15 protein-coding genes are annotated in these 17,011 nt (G+C 38.7%); 3 read left to right on the forward strand and 12 right to left on the reverse strand.

The window, feature by feature from the left end; genetic code table 11:
• Positions 1-3 precede the first annotated feature (3 nt).
• The 3 genes from AACS00_RS11270 to AACS00_RS11280 all read right to left on the reverse strand — a co-directional run bounded on the left by AACS00_RS11270 (position 4) and on the right by AACS00_RS11280 (position 4,677).
• The gene (locus AACS00_RS11270) at positions 4-1,416 is read right to left on the reverse strand and encodes a fimbrial protein (RefSeq protein ID WP_072670779.1); all 1,413 of its coding nucleotides are present in this window, start codon (positions 1,414-1,416) and stop codon (positions 4-6) included.
• Positions 1,407-3,824, reverse strand: a complete 2,418-nt coding sequence (locus tag AACS00_RS11275) for a fimbria/pilus outer membrane usher protein (RefSeq protein WP_110167459.1) — start codon at positions 3,822-3,824, stop codon at positions 1,407-1,409. The genes AACS00_RS11270 and AACS00_RS11275 overlap by 10 nt, the downstream gene beginning before the upstream one ends.
• A gap of 67 nt (positions 3,825-3,891) precedes the next feature.
• Positions 3,892-4,677, reverse strand: a complete 786-nt coding sequence (locus AACS00_RS11280; RefSeq protein WP_110167460.1) for a fimbrial biogenesis chaperone — start codon at positions 4,675-4,677, stop codon at positions 3,892-3,894.
• 153 nt (positions 4,678-4,830) lie between these two features.
• Here AACS00_RS11280 and AACS00_RS11285 point away from each other — a divergent pair, with 153 nt between their 5' ends.
• Positions 4,831-5,133, forward strand: a complete 303-nt coding sequence (locus AACS00_RS11285; protein ID WP_072670781.1) for a hypothetical protein — start codon at positions 4,831-4,833, stop codon at positions 5,131-5,133.
• 9 nt (positions 5,134-5,142) lie between these two features.
• Here the strand turns inward: AACS00_RS11285 and AACS00_RS11290 are convergent, their stop codons facing one another.
• The 8 genes from AACS00_RS11290 to pncB form a co-directional block, all read right to left on the reverse strand.
• Positions 5,143-5,610, reverse strand: a complete 468-nt coding sequence (locus AACS00_RS11290) for a fimbrial protein (RefSeq protein WP_072670782.1) — start codon at positions 5,608-5,610, stop codon at positions 5,143-5,145.
• 86 nt (positions 5,611-5,696) lie between these two features.
• A complete protein-coding gene (locus AACS00_RS11295) occupies positions 5,697-6,278 on the reverse strand; it encodes a fimbrial protein (protein ID WP_072670783.1) in 582 nt (193 codons plus the stop codon).
• Positions 6,279-6,701: 423 nt separating this feature from the next.
• Positions 6,702-7,244 carry a fimbrial protein gene (locus AACS00_RS11300; protein ID WP_072670784.1) on the reverse strand — a complete coding sequence of 181 codons (543 nt, stop codon included), beginning with the start codon at positions 7,242-7,244 and terminating at the stop codon, positions 6,702-6,704.
• 492 nt (positions 7,245-7,736) lie between these two features.
• Complete coding sequence (locus AACS00_RS11305) at positions 7,737-8,279, reverse strand: fimbrial protein (protein ID WP_072670784.1); 543 nt, start codon at positions 8,277-8,279, stop codon at positions 7,737-7,739.
• A 239-nt stretch (positions 8,280-8,518) separates the two neighbouring features.
• Positions 8,519-9,766: an exo-beta-N-acetylmuramidase NamZ family protein gene (locus tag AACS00_RS11310; RefSeq protein WP_219968416.1), complete on the reverse strand. Its 1,248-nt coding sequence runs from the start codon at positions 9,764-9,766 to the stop codon at positions 8,519-8,521.
• 111 nt (positions 9,767-9,877) lie between these two features.
• A complete protein-coding gene (locus tag AACS00_RS11315; RefSeq protein WP_258306859.1) occupies positions 9,878-11,890 on the reverse strand; it encodes a glycoside hydrolase family 3 protein in 2,013 nt (670 codons plus the stop codon).
• A gap of 537 nt (positions 11,891-12,427) precedes the next feature.
• Complete coding sequence (locus AACS00_RS11320) at positions 12,428-13,474, reverse strand: oxidoreductase (RefSeq protein ID WP_072670786.1); 1,047 nt, start codon at positions 13,472-13,474, stop codon at positions 12,428-12,430.
• Between the two features lie 176 nt (positions 13,475-13,650).
• Positions 13,651-14,958 carry a nicotinate phosphoribosyltransferase gene (gene pncB, locus AACS00_RS11325; protein ID WP_072670787.1) on the reverse strand — a complete coding sequence of 436 codons (1,308 nt, stop codon included), beginning with the start codon at positions 14,956-14,958 and terminating at the stop codon, positions 13,651-13,653.
• Positions 14,959-15,252: 294 nt separating this feature from the next.
• Here pncB and AACS00_RS11330 point away from each other — a divergent pair, with 294 nt between their 5' ends.
• Entirely contained in the window at positions 15,253-15,969 is a 717-nt protein-coding gene (locus tag AACS00_RS11330) for an NUDIX domain-containing protein (protein ID WP_072670788.1), read from the forward strand.
• Between the two features lie 57 nt (positions 15,970-16,026).
• Positions 16,027-16,641: a PGAP1-like alpha/beta domain-containing protein gene (locus tag AACS00_RS11335; RefSeq protein WP_072670789.1), complete on the forward strand. Its 615-nt coding sequence runs from the start codon at positions 16,027-16,029 to the stop codon at positions 16,639-16,641.
• Between the two features lie 69 nt (positions 16,642-16,710).
• Here the strand turns inward: AACS00_RS11335 and AACS00_RS11340 are convergent, their stop codons facing one another.
• Positions 16,711-16,998 (reverse strand): DUF134 domain-containing protein, encoded by a 288-nt coding sequence (locus tag AACS00_RS11340; RefSeq protein WP_072670790.1) that lies wholly within the window; start codon positions 16,996-16,998, stop codon positions 16,711-16,713.
• Positions 16,999-17,011: the final 13 nt, after the last annotated feature.

The raw sequence follows: 17,011 nt of genomic DNA on the forward strand, positions 1-17,011 counted from the left end.
AAATTAATTAACCCTCATTACTACACGCGCAGTAGCGTGGTATTTACCAGGTGTTACGTTTACATTACCTTTAGGTATTTTCCCCAGCTTAGCCTCAAAAGTCATAGAATAGGTATTATTACCAACAGGTGAGCCTATAGGCGTTATTCTACCTGGATTATGTACAACCGAGAAATAGTTATCGGGATTTGAAAAGCTTAGCTGTCTTCCTGATTGATCATAAAAGGTAACAGCAACACCTTTCGCAGTGTTTTCAGATTCATAGTTTTCACTTAATAAATATGGTGTTGATATGCTATTATAAGTTAATGATAGCTCTTCTGATTTTTTAAAGTTAGCAGCCGTAGGTAAAAAGAACATACTAACTTGATCTTGACCTGATCCTAAAACAGATCCTGCTTGACAGTTATAAGACACAGAAAAACTAGCATTACTATAAGACCCTATATTTAGCTCCGCAACACTGATTCTTGGAAATGTTACGGTTGGTGTAACAAAGTTTACTCTACATGTTGGTAGTCTACGTGTAGTAAAACTTTTGTATAATCCAATAGTCGCAGGCCAATATTGATACCAACCTGGATAGTGATTTTTATGATTCAATCCCGGCGTTGGACCATCTAAATTATTAAAGTTTGTCGATAAAGGCAGTCGAACCGCAAAGTAACCAAGTGGTTGAGTGTCATCAAATTGTTTTGATACATCATATCCGCTCCAAGTAACACTGCTATTACCATTAGGATGAATGTCTGGTATTCTTATGAGCTCAACTTTAATATTACTAAAATTCTTTGCCTTTACTAAAATATTACCGTATTGATCTCTATCCAATCCAGTCAATGGTCTAGACTTCCAATTATGAGAGAAATACTCGCCCGTAGAAAGATTCGTAATACGAAACCCTAATCCTTTCACTCTTGTAGAGTAAACTCCTGGCATACCGAAATATTGTCCAACTTCCATATCATCATAACCACCAAAACGGTAATCACCATTTGTCGAATACATTTCAGAGATGACATTTTCTGCACCTGCCGGACATTTGTAAAGCACTTGTTCTGGTGAATATTTTCCAGATTCAGCAAACTCCAAAAAACTTTTAATAGAAGAACTTAGCACTGTTCCTACTGGCTGAAAGCTAGTATCAGTGATATTAGGATCAGCCATTGTCATATTAGTATAGTTAGTATCTGTTGCTCCCGTCCACACTCCTGTCGTACCATATTCAGCCTGTACACCCCATAAATTACCAGAGTTAGGCTTATTCGCCGCATGACCAGGAGCATGACTAACTCTCACACACTTTGGAATGGGGCCATAAAAAGTAGCTTGTGCACTATTTATAATAAAATAGCTCATCAATCCTAACAGCCATTTTATAGAACCATGTTTATTAAATAAATACATTATTTGCATGTAGTAGATAACCTCAATAGATCTATATCACTATTTATTTTATCAGAAATATCGTAATCAAATGTGCATTTCTGATCTTCTGACTCTCCCCAACGAATATATAGCGAGCCAGTAGGTTTAGAAACTCGAATAAAAGCAAGTCCACTTTGTGAAACCATACCGATATTAATGTTGTCATCATCCTTAATTTCAGAACCTAGTGGTGGCAATGTTGCTCCAGATATCTGGATTAGCAAGGCTTTACCTAAACGGGTACTAACATCATAGCTTAAAATTGCTCCCGCTGTTGGAATTAATCTAAACTGTGTTTCTGAAAGCTCAACATCTTTATTATTAATTGTTGAAGGATCCAGAGATATTTGGTTGATACTGTAAGGTGATAAATTACTAATAATACCATAACCGTTACCTGAAATTGCTGCACCTCGTGTGTTACGAATCGCGACACCTTTAGCATCTTTCGCCTTTACTATTGCAAATGAATCTCCCAAACTTTGGCTTAAGTTAACACCTCCAGAATGTATAACCGCTCCACCACGAATATTTGCTCCCCACTGTTTATAATTTTCACTTTGGCTATAGGTAGCTCCAAAAGAAGCTTTTTCTGCCAACTGATTTAGGCTTACTGAATAAGTAGAATTATCATCATCTAAAGAGTAATTCAATCCATACGTTGTATTTTCTAAATCGCCAAGTTGACCAGATAAACCAGCCTGATAACTTGTCATATTGTCATTGCGTGTTACACCTAATGACATTAATGCTGGATAATTACTTTCTCCTAAAGGAATTGAAATTCCAAGACTTACAACATCATCAGAACCAGATCTATCCTGTTGATAAATCTTAGAGTAATTAAGATTCAGTGTCGCTTTCCCTATACGAGATGAGTACCCTAATTGAGCTTGAGTAACTGCATCTTTTTCACCACGATAACTAGTGTGAGAGCCAGAAAAATAAAGTTGTCCCATATTTGCTAAAGACTGGTTGACATTTAAACTCAGTAGAGATCGTTCTGACTGACTAAAAACGATTGATGTATTAGTATCATTCTGTGAATTTGCAGCCACTACATCACTTAATGTTCGATAACCTGATGTAGAATATCGGTATCCAGCTAAAGTTAAGGTCGTACCTGTGTCAAAACCGATAGAATAGTCAGCTCCTGCGCGCCAACCTCTATAGGTATTTCCATATATATCAGCATGGGAGTATATTGAGCGCAAACCTAATGCACCAATTGAGGTACCTAAAACAGCTCCTAATGCAGATGAAAAATAATTTTCTGATACTCGCATCCCTAAATTTGTAGTTAAACTATTGCTAATACCTCTCTCATAGACACCTTGTATAAAGTAGGGCTCATCTGATATTTCTGTCAAACGTAGCTGGCCGGCTGAAATACTATAGTTAAACTGTCCGGGGCGGATAGATCCAGATACTGCGTTAAAAGGAACAGTAAAATTCGCGACTCTACCACTGGCTTCTTCTATAGAAACATCTAAATCGCCTTGGTAATAAGTGGAATAAAGGTCTCGAATCTCAAATGGCCCCGGTGATACCGTGGTCTGGTATATTTGTCTTCCTTGCTGAGATACTGTGACTGTTGCCACAGAGTTCGCGACACCAGTGATCACTGGTGCAAAACCTCGTTGAGAAAGAGGCCTCATTCTAATATCTGATTTTAATTCAGCACCAGTAAAACCTACGCTATCAAAAACAGTATCTGAAGTAAAAGTTTGCCCTAAAGTGAGTTCACTTTTCCATGAAGGTAATGCTGTTTGTGCATAACTACGTATATGATTAAAGTCACTTTGTGTTCTTAATCCTGAGTCTGTGTGGCTGTAGCTCAGTTGACTGCGAAAGCGCCAATTACCAACGTTTCCACCAATCCGCATACCAGTAAACAAACTACTATTCTCGCTATTACTTAAACCAGACGTTTGTTTGGAATGGAAATAGTTTCCATCATAGTTGATAAATAATGCAGATTTTCCAAAGTCCCATTGCTCAGGGTTAATATAGCCTCGAGGTAAAGAGACCATATAAGCCTGCGGAACAAACAAAGAAAGTCTTAAATTTGAACGATTGAGATCAAAAGTTAAATCCTGAACAGTTGCACAATCTTCATCATCTATTGTTAATATGTATGCATCGTTTACACCTAACCCTTTCCAGTAACTAGCTGAAAAGCAAGGGATAACCTCATTCATTTTATTGACCATGCTGACCAATTCACGTCGATGAAATTGATTATTTATATAAACATCTACACTATACTGTCCTTCTTGTGCTAATGATTCATCTAATAAATTATCAATGATATTGCTTAGATTATTATCATCATTAGAACCTAACAATAATGAGCTATCAAATGAAAAACTTCTCTCTGTAGCATAAACTTCCATAGAGAAAAACACAAAAAACAAAAGTGTTAATTTAATTTTATTTTATTTATATCAGGAAACATCGGTACTAATTCCCAGTCAAAATATTTATTTTCGCCGTAGTTGGAACATGTACTCCATAGTCATTAACATATGCAAAATTTAATATTGCGTCATCTTCTTTAGGTGACTCTTTTTTTGCGATAGTTTCTTTACGTAAAATATTATCTAATGTTAAATCACTATATGGATCAATCATTGTTGGTCCAAAATTATATCTAAAAGAACCTTTATCAATATTTAAGTTTGATAGGTTAATGTAATAACCAGAGTCATTTTTTAGTATTAATTTACTTGGTTCACCATATTTATTATAAGCTAAACTTGCTGACATTTTTGCAATGGATTGCCCTGAAGAACCTTGAATTGAAGATGGTCGGTAAAATATCTTTACACGATTACGCAATACAATCAGTAATTGATTTTGATCCTGTGTTTCTTCCATTTTTGGAGGAATGACTAGAAAATTCAAATAAAAAACACTTTCTCTATCCTGAGGCAAGCTCTCACCGGTATAAATCATTCTGACAGACTGCCCACTATCTGGATTCACCTTAAAAATCGGTGGCAACAGAACAAATGGACCATCAGCAGACTCGGGCGTCGATTGAGCATCGCCTGTATCTGTCCATAGCTGAACAATGTTCGGAAAAGTATCCGTATTCATGAACTGTATCGTATGCTCTGTACTGCTCGCCGGATAGATAACACGTGTATTGGTTAGTACTACAGAAGCTAGAGAAGATGACATAAACAAAAAATAACCAATTGATACTAATAGAGTATTTCGAACATTAAATATTAAAAATCTCATTTTTCTTCCTCTATCTACTGCAAATCTGTGATTAACATCTAAAAATAGATAATGATCTGTACTATTGTTTTTTTGATCTATAATAAGTATAGGAAAACATAGTTACGACATAATAATTCTAGTTTTAAACTTGAAACTTGCATGGTGAATCGTATGAATAAATTTAAAAAATTGTCTTTATTGATAATATCAATAGGTTGTATCACCACTACAAACGTCTATTCTTCTGTTCCAGTTGGTAGTGGATCGATAACTTTCGTTGGTAGCATCGTTGAAAGTACCTGCAAGAGCAGTGCTAGCGGTTTGATCTGTGGTAAAGAGAAGGCATTAACCTATACAGACTTAACCGCTAATAGCCATATAAATAACCTTGGACAGACACATACAAAAATACAACTTATTGATAAAAAAAGAGTAAATAAGAATACCTTACTTGCTACTATTCAGTATCATTAATGCTTTTTTCTAATTATAAGTAACTAAATACTGTAGATTAGATATGACACTTCCAGCGGTTGCGTTACCTTCTTCCGAAAGATAACGCACCCCAAGTCTTAACTTACCCTTATCAGCACCAGCCGGCATATCTATTTCTAAAACAGCTGGCTGATGAAGTTCAATTGGCTCTTTATTGCTGTTTAATAATTGTAAGGCAACATTTTCAGCATCACCGGCAGCATTAATTAAGTTCCCTTCTGATGTAGCATTTCCAACTAATTTAGTTAGATAAACATCATCAGCCTGCAATGGGATACAATCTCTTAATGATAACTCAAACCACTTCTCACCCGCATAAGATGCAGGTAAAACCAAGTCATTTACGGTAACCGTTTCTAATAAAACTACTGGATTACTATTCGAACCATTAACCTCAATTACGCAGGTTTGATTACTTGTTGCTCCAAGAAATTGTATTGTATTTGGCTTAGCCATAGAGTTACACGATAATAGACTAATAAAAATAAATAATATTCTTTTCAATTTAAAACCTTATATAAAAATATTTTCTATTAAAATTACTATTGATACTGAAGAGAATATTGAACGGCTCCAATAACTGTCCCTGGTGTTGCACCACCTTGGTGAGAAACATACTCTACGCTATAGTTAGTTTTTCCAGCGGTTTCTCCTGGTCTAACAAAGATGACACCAGCATTCGCTGATAGATTTGGACCATCATAATAAATAGGTCTTCCAAAATCTGGGTGTAAAATATGCAAATCGACATTTTTAGCTGAGCCAACATTTCCTATCGTAGACTGATATCCTAAATCATTCTTAGGACCAGTTAGATGATAAGGTTGAAGGTTAACTATAAACCCCATAGCATCATCAGAAGGAATACAGCCACTAACGCTAAGAGTGAATTCCGTTCTACCTGCAGTTGAACCTGCATCTTTTAAGTTAGATGCATGAACAGGCTCTAAATTAACAATCGGGTTGCCATTAGCACTACCATCAACCGAAAGAATGCAAGTTTGGTTAGTTAACTCTCCTGAAATATAGATCTTATTGTCAGCATAAACAGGTGCCACAACAAACATCAACGCTGAAGATAAACTAAAAAGAGAGGTAGCACGAACTACCATTAAATTTTTCATAATAAAACCTATTAAGTAAACTATAATTTAATTAAACCGTGCGCAACTAATGCACATACCGCTTATTATCTAGTCTTTACTACTCAAGCAACATAGCTCAACACCCACAAGGGTGTAGGAAATTTCCCTTATGAACCTTTTTATATGTCAGATGATTATGGTGGTTTAAACCATGGAGCTAATCGAAAAATTTTACATTTACTAACAATACGAACTGCTATTACTGATAGTCATTATCAAAACATGATTTATTACATATATTCCAATTTAATGTAAATTAATCATCAAAAATGCAAACGGCGCTACCGAAAAGGCATCGCCGCTGGGTATCGTGTAAAAACCTTAACACCACTATCAACTCATAGCCAAGTGGAGTGATGTTAAGATGAAATATTACAACGATCTTAAAGATTGAAACTATAATTAGTTATAAACTACGGCGTATTGTAACGCACCAGTTACTGAACCAGGTGTCGCACCACCATTTTCAGAAATGTAAGCCACACCGAACTCTGTTGAGGCAGAAGTTGAACCCGCTTCTAACACCAACCCAGACAGTTCTGCTGGAGAGCTTAAGTTCACTGCTTTGCCTTCTGTATCCATGATTTGTAGGGCTACGTTTTTAGCATCACCTGTATTGAGTAGGTTACCTTTATCAGTCACACCGTTAGCAACAAATACGGTTGTTACATCAACTTTAGCTTGAGGTGCAGTACAGCCAGTAATACCGACGCTAAAAGTCTTAGCACCTGCTGTTGAACCAGCTTCTTTTAGTAGCGCTGCAGAGACTGTTTCAAGCAGTACTACTGGGTTTGATGCGTTACCGTTAACAGTAACAGAACAAGTTTGGTCTGTTACTTCACCGTTGAAAGTGATTGTGTTGTTTGCGAATGCAGAAGCAGAAGCAAGCAGAACAGCAGATGACAGACCTAAAGAAGTAGCTACAGAAATCATTGATTTTTTCATTATTAAACCTTTTTTATTTCCAAACAAAGACAGACACCTGCCTCAACTCGGAATCATTATCGCCGCTCCCCGACAGAACAAACATAGGAGGAAGCCCTGAACTGTGTAGGAAAAACCTTATGCTCTAAGTGTACCTATAACCGAATAAAACTCGTTTTTGTTCTGAACAATAGATAAGCTTTATTTTCTAGAAATAGCCTTATTTAAAATCATCTAATAGTCTTTCTATAGAAATAGGAAAAAGTGGAAGAATTTAGCAACTTACGCTGATAAATCATTCCACTTTAAATTCTAATTAGTACGCATATTTAAAAAACAACTTGGATCACTTCGATACAGTTATTTCTATTTGTCATTCTATGTTTAGCAGAAAATTTACTTACTTGAATAAGATAATAGCACTTCAAAAAGCAATATCACCTAAACGAAAACCACCATGACATAAAAATGCCTGTTTAAATTTAAACAGGCGGATTTCCAAGCAATAACTAATTAGTTATAAACCACTGCGTATTGTAGCGCACCAGTTACTGAACCAGGTGTCGCACCACCATTTTCAGAAATGTAAGCCACACCGAACTCTGTTGAAGCAGAAGTTGAACCCGCTTCTAACACCAACCCAGACAATTCTGCTGGAGAGCTTAAGTTCACTGCTTTGCCTTCTGTATCCATGATTTGTAGGGCTACGTTCTTAGCATCACCTGTATTGAGTAGGTTACCTTTATCAGTCACACCGTTAGCAACAAATACGGTTGTTACATCAACTTTAGCTTGAGGTGCAGTACAGCCAGTAATGCCGACGCTAAAAGTCTTAGCACCTGCTGTTGAACCAGCTTCTTTTAGTAGCGCTGCAGAGACTGTTTCAAGCAGTACTACTGGGTTTGATGCGTTACCGTTAACAGTAACAGAACAAGTTTGGTCTGTTACTTCACCGTTGAAAGTGATTGTGTTGTTTGCGAATGCAGAAGCAGAAGCAAGCAGAACAGCAGATGACAGACCTAGAGAAGTAGCGACAGAAATCATTGATTTTTTCATTTTAAACATGCCCATTAAGATTAAGAGTTTAACTTGCAAGAACCATCTTGCCCGAATTCATAATCATTATGCGACAATCATAAACACTCAAATATAGGACTCAGCCTTAAGGGCTGTAGTCCATTTCCTATCACCTTTTCTTTTTTGTGTATCGAATAGACTGATAAAAATAGCGAATGAAAGCATTACTCAGGATTCACTCATCACACAACACATTAATATATAAAATTTTCTATAAGCTAGAGATAAATCTTATATTTATTATAAAGATATCGATAATCGTCTAAATCTTTTTGCCAACGTAATTCTAGCTTTTTAACCAGTGATTCAAGTTCAGTGACTTCTTTAGAATAAGATTGAAGATCAGCGAGAAAGCTTTTCGTACCAATCAATTTAGCGAGCCATGCGGGTCGAATAACGAAATGAGATTCTTGATAATCAAGGTAATTCGCTTCTTGATCGTATGCTATAGCTAAACTTTTAGCGTTATGTTGAAACGCAAGCCACCAGCGAACAAACTCTTTAATACTGGCACGATAATGCTGCGGGTTAACATAATTAAAACGCTCACCATAAACGGTTTTCCCTCCTTGAGGCCAGCCATAAGCGGTGATAGATGGGTCAATGTGATATTGAGTATTAATATAAAAACTAGGATCCGGAAAACCTAATTGTTCATGAGGGAAAGATGAACCTCTCCCCATATTCACACTGGTTGCTTCGAACAGTCCCAATGCTGGGTATAGACGTATTGCTAAGTCCGTTGCTAAGTTAGGTGATGGATTAATTGGCAAAGAATACGGCTGCTGGTGGGTGTAATTTTTCATGGTTATAACATGGAGCTTTTCAACGGGTAAGCGGTATTGCTCCGCCCCAAACAAACTCCATCGATATTCATCAACCCCAGTCAACCACCCCTGGCCAACAATCATCGTCGCGAGCTCACCAGAAGTCAGCCCATGTACCATAGGAATGGGATGAATACCGATACCAGATACGTTCTCCTCCTCTAGCAGTGGGCCATAAACATAATCACCATTAGGATTTGGACGATCAAAGACCATGAACGCTTTGCCATACGCTTGAATGCTCTCCATCATTCGATGCATTGAGATTGTGTAAGTAAAAAAACGTACGCCAACATCTTGCAAATCGTATATAACAAGATCGACATTAGAGAGTTGATCTTCTGTTGGTCGAGCTCTCGGTCTACCATTATCGCTCCCATATAAACTGATTATAGGTAAGCCAGTTTTATCATCAATATGGTCGTTATCGCCCTCACCTGCCTCTTTATCACCTCGAATGCCATGCTCAACCGCAAAGAGGGTGGTTACTTTAAAATTGTATTTGCTCTCTAAAGCAACTAATTTATCTATGGTGTGCGTACCTTTAGAATCTAAAGAACTTTGATTAACCATTAATCCAACATTTTTACCCGCTAATAGTGGACCATAAACGTCTTGTCTATCAACACCAAGTTGCAACTGATTACTTCCATCAGAATTACATGCCAACAACCCAATTGATATAATAAATGTCAAAATAGTTTTAGACCATATTTTCATTATTTTCCCTTACTCTATTAATGGTAAATTTTATTTATGGTATGTTAATCCATGACCAATCTTATATCTTAAGTCGCCTAAAGAACCATCTTCATTCTGATGATAAATATTAACTGGAAGTTTTCCTTTAGGCTCTAGCTGACCTGAAATGATTTTTGCTACTGCATTCATTACATTTGAACCAAGATCTTTTCCATTATTATCTTGACCATAATAGTTATAGGTAGCGATAGCACTGTGTGACACTTTTTCAAAGTTAACAATGTCATAGGGAGCCCGAAGAGTAACATGAATAACATTTTTACCACGTTTAAATGCATACTCCATTAACTCATAAGCGAATTTATATTCATCTAAAACTGTATTATCATTAAAATTATTAGCATTAAAAACCAAACTACGTTGTAGATTATAATGATCGAACCTGACATCACCATTATTTTCTACTGGTGAGGGTTTTGTTGATGCCGTTCCTATAATGATAATATCTGACTCATCAATAATTTGTTGTTCATCCTCTTTGGTTGTCTGTGACATTAAACTGGCTGAAACATATTCAAACCCATGTTCGACCAACTCATTTTTTAGTGTCTTTGCTTTATCTCCCTCGCCATAATTTGGCATAATCACATGAACCTTACTGGTCATATCTTCTGCAATAGGCAGTGACTTTGAGCTACCAAACTCCGTATTTCGAATCAGTGTTATCGCCTGCTCTGTGATGCTCTTCTGGATAATTTTATGTTCTGATTTTCCAATCGTATGATGAGCTTGTTGTTTTATCTTCTCAATCGAAGGTGGATTATCTTGTTTAATTAATCCATATTTCAATTTCGTTTTTACGATTCTTTCAACTGAACGGGTGATCTCTTGTTCTGACAAATCGCCATACTGAACCGCTTGTACAATCTGATCAATTAACTCACTTAATTGATGGCTTTCTTGATCAGTGTGAATTAACACAGGCATTAACGCGATATCTACCCCAGCTTGAAAGGTTTTGATTACTGCTTCAGCTGGCCAAAAATGATCGGCAATACCTTTCATGTCCAGTGCATCAGTAATGGTTACTCCCTGATACTGAAGTTCTTTACGTAACAGCTGGGTTTGAATTTCTCTAGAAAGTGTTGCAGGCAGAATCATCTCTTCCCCAGTCACATTACTTATAACCGTCGTACTGTCTAAAGCGGGATATTGAATATGCGCAGTCATAATCATGTCCGGTGCAAGACCATTTTGGATAGCAAATCGATAGGGATATAAGTCCGTTGCATCCGCTTCTTCCCTTGATTTATTGACTATTGGCAAGCTGTAATGTGAGTCAGATTGAGTATCACCATGCCCAGGAAAATGCTTAAAAACAGGTACTACATTATTTTTAGTAAAGCTTTTTGCCGTTTCGCCTGCCATTAATCCAATTAACTTAGGATCTTCACCATAAGCTCTAACATTGATTACTGGGTTGAGAGGGTTTGACTGAACATCAACAACCGGGGCAAAGTTAACATTAAAACCAACTGCACCAGCTTCTGCCGCTAAAATATGTCCTGCATCATAAGCCAATGAAAGATCACCACTGCTTAAGTAAGCAGAACCTAATGCCATATTACCCGGCAAGTTAGTGGCTTTTGTCCTTGGTAAACGAACCACATTTCCCCCTTCTTGATCGATAGCGACAAATAGGGATAGTGGATACTGCCCATGAGTTGAATTTTGTAAATCCCAGATTAACTGAGCGGTTTGGTCAATATCCGTCAAATTAGCACTAAATAAAATGATACCGCCAATATGATTATCCGATATGAGTTGGCTAACAGTGTCGTTGATTTCTATAAATCCATCTCTACATTGCACATCTTGATCATTACACCAATAACGAAAAGACATCATGAGTTTTTCACCAATCTTTTCTCTTAACGTCATTTTTTGAGTTATTTGCTGTGCTTTTTCTTGTAGAGGATCTTGTTTATCACGATCAAAACATCCGGTTAGCGTGATCATGATTCCAATTATAAGCCAATAGCTCTTTATTTTTGTTTTCATCTTATCTCCATGAACTCTAGTTATTAATATTTTTATTCTTAAATTAATTACCGCTATATCGTATGTATTTTTATTGATAGTTCTACGACATAAATCACATCTAACTCTATTCAGGATAACCATTAAAAATAGAATAGTCTTTAACTAAAATAAACAATCAAAATTAATTTGCAATAAAAACAAACAGTTACAAAAAATGTGTACATTAAAAGTTATTCCACTAAAGAATAATTTATTTTTATACAAATAAATAAATTATGGAAATTGATATTAAATAAATAACCAAAACTAAAAGTAGGAATAAGCCCACTAAAGAAAGGATAAAACCCACTTTCAATTTAATTTCAGATCATGTAAGGGAAACTATTGGGACCAGAAAATGAGAAAATCTCAATCAATGTGGATAAAAATACAGTTGGAGAGTCATTGTTTAAATAGGAGAGATATAAGAATTATAAAGTTGACCTAAACCAGATCAACTTTATATATATTACTGATATAACTCACTGACCTTACCAATATCAGCCAACGCTAAATTTATTGGTACGGTTCAATGCGCACCGTTTCCCCTGTCTCGCTACTTTGCAGCGCCATCTCTATCAACTGGATATTTTGCAGCGCTTGTTCAGCGGGAACTGGATTATCGGTGCCAAGTCGAATCGCATCGGCCACGGCTTTAAAGTAGTGTTGATAACCACCGACTTCTGTCTCGATTAATTCTGAGCCTTGCTCGCTGTATAGTTGCCCATAGAGATATAAGTCTTCTTTTGCCCATTCAGGGCTGTCAGGTAATCGACCTTGCTTTAAATACTCTTCTTGTGGGTCAAGCCCCTGCTTAACAAACTTGGCCTTCGTGCCCAACACATTAAAGCGTAAATTGGGCTCTGGGCTGTAGAGGTTAGCGTGCAGATGCACTAGGTGAGCGGGATAGTGTAAGATGAGGTTGAAGTAATCAATGGTTTGCGCGCCGGGGCGCATTATACGGCATTGGGCATTAATCGCTTGTGGTAAACCAAACAGCACCAGCGCTTGATCGAGTAGGTGAGGAGCAAGATCAAACAAGATTCCGCCACCTTGTTGTGACTGCTCGCGCCAGCGTTGACGCACTTGTGGACGATAGCGATCAAAATGTGACTCGAACAGGCGTACTTCGCCCAATCGTCCCTCTTTCATTAGTTTTTGCACGGTGAGAAAATCTCCATCCCAACGTCGATTATGAAAGACACTCAGTAACAGACCTTGCTGATGCGCAAGATCGATCAAGGCCCGTCCCTCTTCGACACTGGTGACAAAGGGTTTTTCGACGATCACATGCTTACCGTTTTCTAACGCTCGCTTTGCTAGAGGAAAATGGACATCATTGGGCGCGGTGATGATCACTAGCTCAGCATCGCTGTTATCTAACAAACTCTCTGCGTCCTGATACCACTGAGCTTGTGGCCAATCGGCTTCGACAGCGGCTTGCTGACTGGAACTGATCGCGCACAGTGTCAGTTCAGGTAAACTTTGAATAAAAGGTAAATGGAAGGTTTTTGCCGAGTAGCCATAGCCAATGACAGCGGTTTTTATTGGGTGATAGGTCATGATTGAATCTTCTCTTTTGGTATGTCGAGACTATCTTCATCATGCCCAATGCTACTCTTGGGGTAAAGGGTTGTTTATTATCGAGGGATCATCTATCTGCATCAACAGCATGGTCAGAAACCAATAAGTATAAAAAACCACCATCAAAAAGAAGGTGGTTAATAAAGATGACTAAATTAAGCGGCAGCGATGTAATGTCGTTTGGTATGCTTTTTTTGTTGCAGCTCGGCTATCAAAGCATCAATATCGACCTCGATATTGAAACGTTGCTTGAGATTGGCGAGGAAGATAGGATCTTCACACATCGCTTTTTGTGGCTCATCGCTGATCTTGGCAACGGGTCGACCGCAGCATTCCGTTAACTTAATCACGATAGACAGTGGCTTATAGACTTTGCCTTGCGCATTTTTCCAATCCGCCAGATCGTTAGTCAAGAAAGTACCAATCCCGAATGAAACGCGCACTCTGCCAGCGAAGTATTCACACAAATCGAGTGCTCGTGCAAAATTGAGTCCATCAGAGAAAATAAATAGCTTGTTACAAGGATCAATACCAAGCTTCTCATAATGAGCAATCATCTTATCACCCCAAGTAAATGGGCAACCTGAGTCATGCCGAACGCCATCATACGCCTTCGCCAAATGAACGTTAAAATCGTTGAGAAAAGCATCAATATTTAAGGTATCGGTTGGCGCAATCGACAGTTGTCCATCAAAAGCGCGTAACCATTGTTCAAGAGCGACACGCTGTGAATCACCAACATTGACCAACGCTTGATGGCCCATAAACCATTCATGAGCAATTGTACCTATCGGCTTAAGATTAAATTCACGAGCAAAATGATAATTACTGGTACCTAATAACAGCTCAGGGATCTCTTGTTGTAAATGAGCAATTACGTCTCGTTGAACCTGACTAGAAAAACGTCGCCGCGTACCCATTTCAGTTAATGAAAAATTGCTGATCCCGCGCTGAATGATTTCTGCTTTTAAGGCGTTTAATTTATCCGCTAATACTTGCATCGGTAACTCGGCGGGCACTTGTGCCCAGTGGCGGCGGCTACGTACTTCCGAGATCAAAGCCATCACTAATGTTTCATACAAAATGGTGTCTCGCCACGTACCTTGAATGGCGATACGCAGCTGGCGCTTGCCCTCTTGCTTGAGGATCCCGATTTCAATTTGCCGATCGGGTTGAAAATGGAAATAGCGTAATGACTGTAAAAAAGCACGATTCAAATGAGGTGCATGCTGCTCTAGATAAACAATGTCGGCATCCGAAAAGCGTAATGAAGCCAACTGATTGATTTCTTGGCGTACTTCCTCTAATAAATCGCTAATGTCTTCATCACTGCGCACAATCAATTCATAGCGCACCTCAACATCCGGATACAACGAATGAACGGCCTGCATCATATTGATTTTATAGGCATCAAGATCCAATAAACTGCGGATAAAAAGAGGAGAAAATAGGCGAGCGCTCATGATGATGCCATCCTTTCGTTCGGTTTCATTCAGTCATTACGTTAGTAACAACGTGTTGCTAACTTTGGGCGAACAATAAAGTACCCTTGTAAGTTTGTCAACTTTTGTGACAAACCTAGTCAGTCGTTATTTAGCCTTATTATAATTATGGATATTGAGGGGTAAGGACGTAGCCATAACAACAATTACAGTACGCTTGTTATCTGAGTTATGTTTGTCACAAAGTGTTATTTACATTTGACCATCACCATGCACTTACCTAAAATAAGCCCGTTGTTTATTAGGGAAGCCATTATGATTGTCACTATCGATATGATTTGTCTGCGTCTTGCGCCGAAATCTATCCAGGTTTTACTGGTGAAACGCTCTAATCCAAATCGGCCGGATTGTGGTAAATGGGCATTGCCTGGCGGGATAGTGTATGACGAAGATATGACCGCTCATGGTGGAGAACCTGTCGATGAGGATTTTGATGCGGCGAGACGACGTATTTGTCGGCAAAAAGTCCATACTTATCCCAATTTTATCAGCGATCCGCTGGTTGATGGCAACCCCAAACGCGATCCGAATGGTTGGAGTGTCAGTATTTCCCATTACGCTTTATTAAACCCGTCCAATGTCAAACAAATAGAAGATTTTGGTATCGACCCCGAGCGCGCTAATTGGTTTGATCTTCATACTTTACTCAAAGAAGAAATGCCGCTGGCTTTTGATCATGTCGCGCAAATTCAGCATGCGTGGCAAAAATTACGCGCTGCGGTTGAATACACATCCGTGGTACTATTTTCATTAGAAAAAGAGTTTTTAGTGGCGGATATTATTGATGCCTACGCCAAATTTGGCGTCGAAGTTAATCGCATGACCATTAAACGCCGCTTGATCAATACCGGGGTGATCGTCAGTACCAATAAAATGGCCGCATCTTGTAAAGGCAAAGGAGGCAAACCAGCCACCGTTTATCGTCTTGCCAGTCATGAAGTCACCTATTTTCAAACCTGTTTACGAGGTTAACTGTTCGAAAATCGTGTACAGTAGGTGATGATGTCAATTGATGATAGGTAGGAAGCAATGCAGATTATTCTTGTTCATGGACTCTATATGCATGGCTTGGTAATGCATCCGCTTAGTCATCGTCTGCATAAATTGGGTTATCGTACTCAAACCATTAGCTACAACTCACTCGCTATCGATGATGAGGCCATTTTTCGCCGCCTTGACCGAGCGATCGCTCATGCCTCGCCTAATGCTTTAGTCGGACACAGTTTGGGCGGATTGGTGATCAAACGTTATCTAGAATCGCGCGCACCGTCCTGTGAAACCCTCTCCCATGTCGTCGCCATCGGCTCACCTTTGCAAGGAGCTTCCATTGTCAATAAAATTGAGCAATTAGGTTTAGGGGTGGCATTAGGTAATTCAGCAGAATTTGGGTTAAAAGAACACGACGACGAATGGCGCTATCCGCAAAAACTAGGCAGTATTGCTGGCACGATACCTTTAGGGCTGCGCAGCCTTTTACTGCGCGATCAACTGGACTCCGATGGTACCGTCACAGTAGAAGAAACCAAAATAGCTGGCATGACAGATCATATCGCGATATCCACCACTCATACGAGCATGCTGTTTAATCATTCCGTTGCCGAGCAAATCGACCACTTTCTTCGTTATGACCGCTTCCGACACTAAAGCCGTTTAAACTTCAGGTGATAGTGTACTTCGTATCAAACCGATGGTGATTGAAAACATACCCACCATTCATTCAGAAAAAGATGTTGCCATCATCAGAGCTTTACCATGCAATAAACAATCCGCGACTTTACGTCTGGCCGCTTTGACTAAATTGGCGAGTGTCTGCCGCGATACGCCCATGATTACCGCCGCCTCTTGCTGTTGTAAACCTTGATAGTCAACTAATCGGATTGCTTCAAACTCATCGGCTGCCAATGTGACGCGTTCTAATTGCGCCATCGGAATACCATTTGGTTTGAAACATGTTTGCGCAGGGGCACCACAAATGTGTCTGGGAATCTTAGGACGAGCCATCACTGTTGTTCTC

The sequence above is a fragment of the Vibrio sp. 11986-1-5 genome (assembly GCF_963878025.1).
GTDB lineage: Bacteria > Pseudomonadota > Gammaproteobacteria > Enterobacterales > Vibrionaceae > Vibrio > Vibrio injensis.

Coding starts and splice junctions, on each gene's coding strand:
- AACS00_RS11270 (WP_072670779.1), bottom strand. CDS start 1,416: ATGCAAATAATGTATTTATTTAATAAACATGGTTCTATAAAATGGCTG.
- AACS00_RS11275 (WP_110167459.1), bottom strand. CDS start 3,824: ATGGAAGTTTATGCTACAGAGAGAAGTTTTTCATTTGATAGCTCATTA.
- AACS00_RS11280 (WP_110167460.1), bottom strand. CDS start 4,677: ATGAGATTTTTAATATTTAATGTTCGAAATACTCTATTAGTATCAATT.
- AACS00_RS11285 (WP_072670781.1), top strand. CDS start 4,831: ATGAATAAATTTAAAAAATTGTCTTTATTGATAATATCAATAGGTTGT.
- AACS00_RS11290 (WP_072670782.1), bottom strand. CDS start 5,610: ATGGCTAAGCCAAATACAATACAATTTCTTGGAGCAACAAGTAATCAA.
- AACS00_RS11295 (WP_072670783.1), bottom strand. CDS start 6,278: ATGAAAAATTTAATGGTAGTTCGTGCTACCTCTCTTTTTAGTTTATCT.
- AACS00_RS11300 (WP_072670784.1), bottom strand. CDS start 7,244: ATGAAAAAATCAATGATTTCTGTAGCTACTTCTTTAGGTCTGTCATCT.
- AACS00_RS11305 (WP_072670784.1), bottom strand. CDS start 8,279: ATGAAAAAATCAATGATTTCTGTCGCTACTTCTCTAGGTCTGTCATCT.
- AACS00_RS11315 (WP_258306859.1), bottom strand. CDS start 11,890: ATGAAAACAAAAATAAAGAGCTATTGGCTTATAATTGGAATCATGATC.
- AACS00_RS11320 (WP_072670786.1), bottom strand. CDS start 13,474: ATGACCTATCACCCAATAAAAACCGCTGTCATTGGCTATGGCTACTCG.
- pncB (WP_072670787.1), bottom strand. CDS start 14,958: ATGAGCGCTCGCCTATTTTCTCCTCTTTTTATCCGCAGTTTATTGGAT.
- AACS00_RS11330 (WP_072670788.1), top strand. CDS start 15,253: ATGATTGTCACTATCGATATGATTTGTCTGCGTCTTGCGCCGAAATCT.
- AACS00_RS11335 (WP_072670789.1), top strand. CDS start 16,027: ATGCAGATTATTCTTGTTCATGGACTCTATATGCATGGCTTGGTAATG.
- AACS00_RS11340 (WP_072670790.1), bottom strand. CDS start 16,998: ATGGCTCGTCCTAAGATTCCCAGACACATTTGTGGTGCCCCTGCGCAA.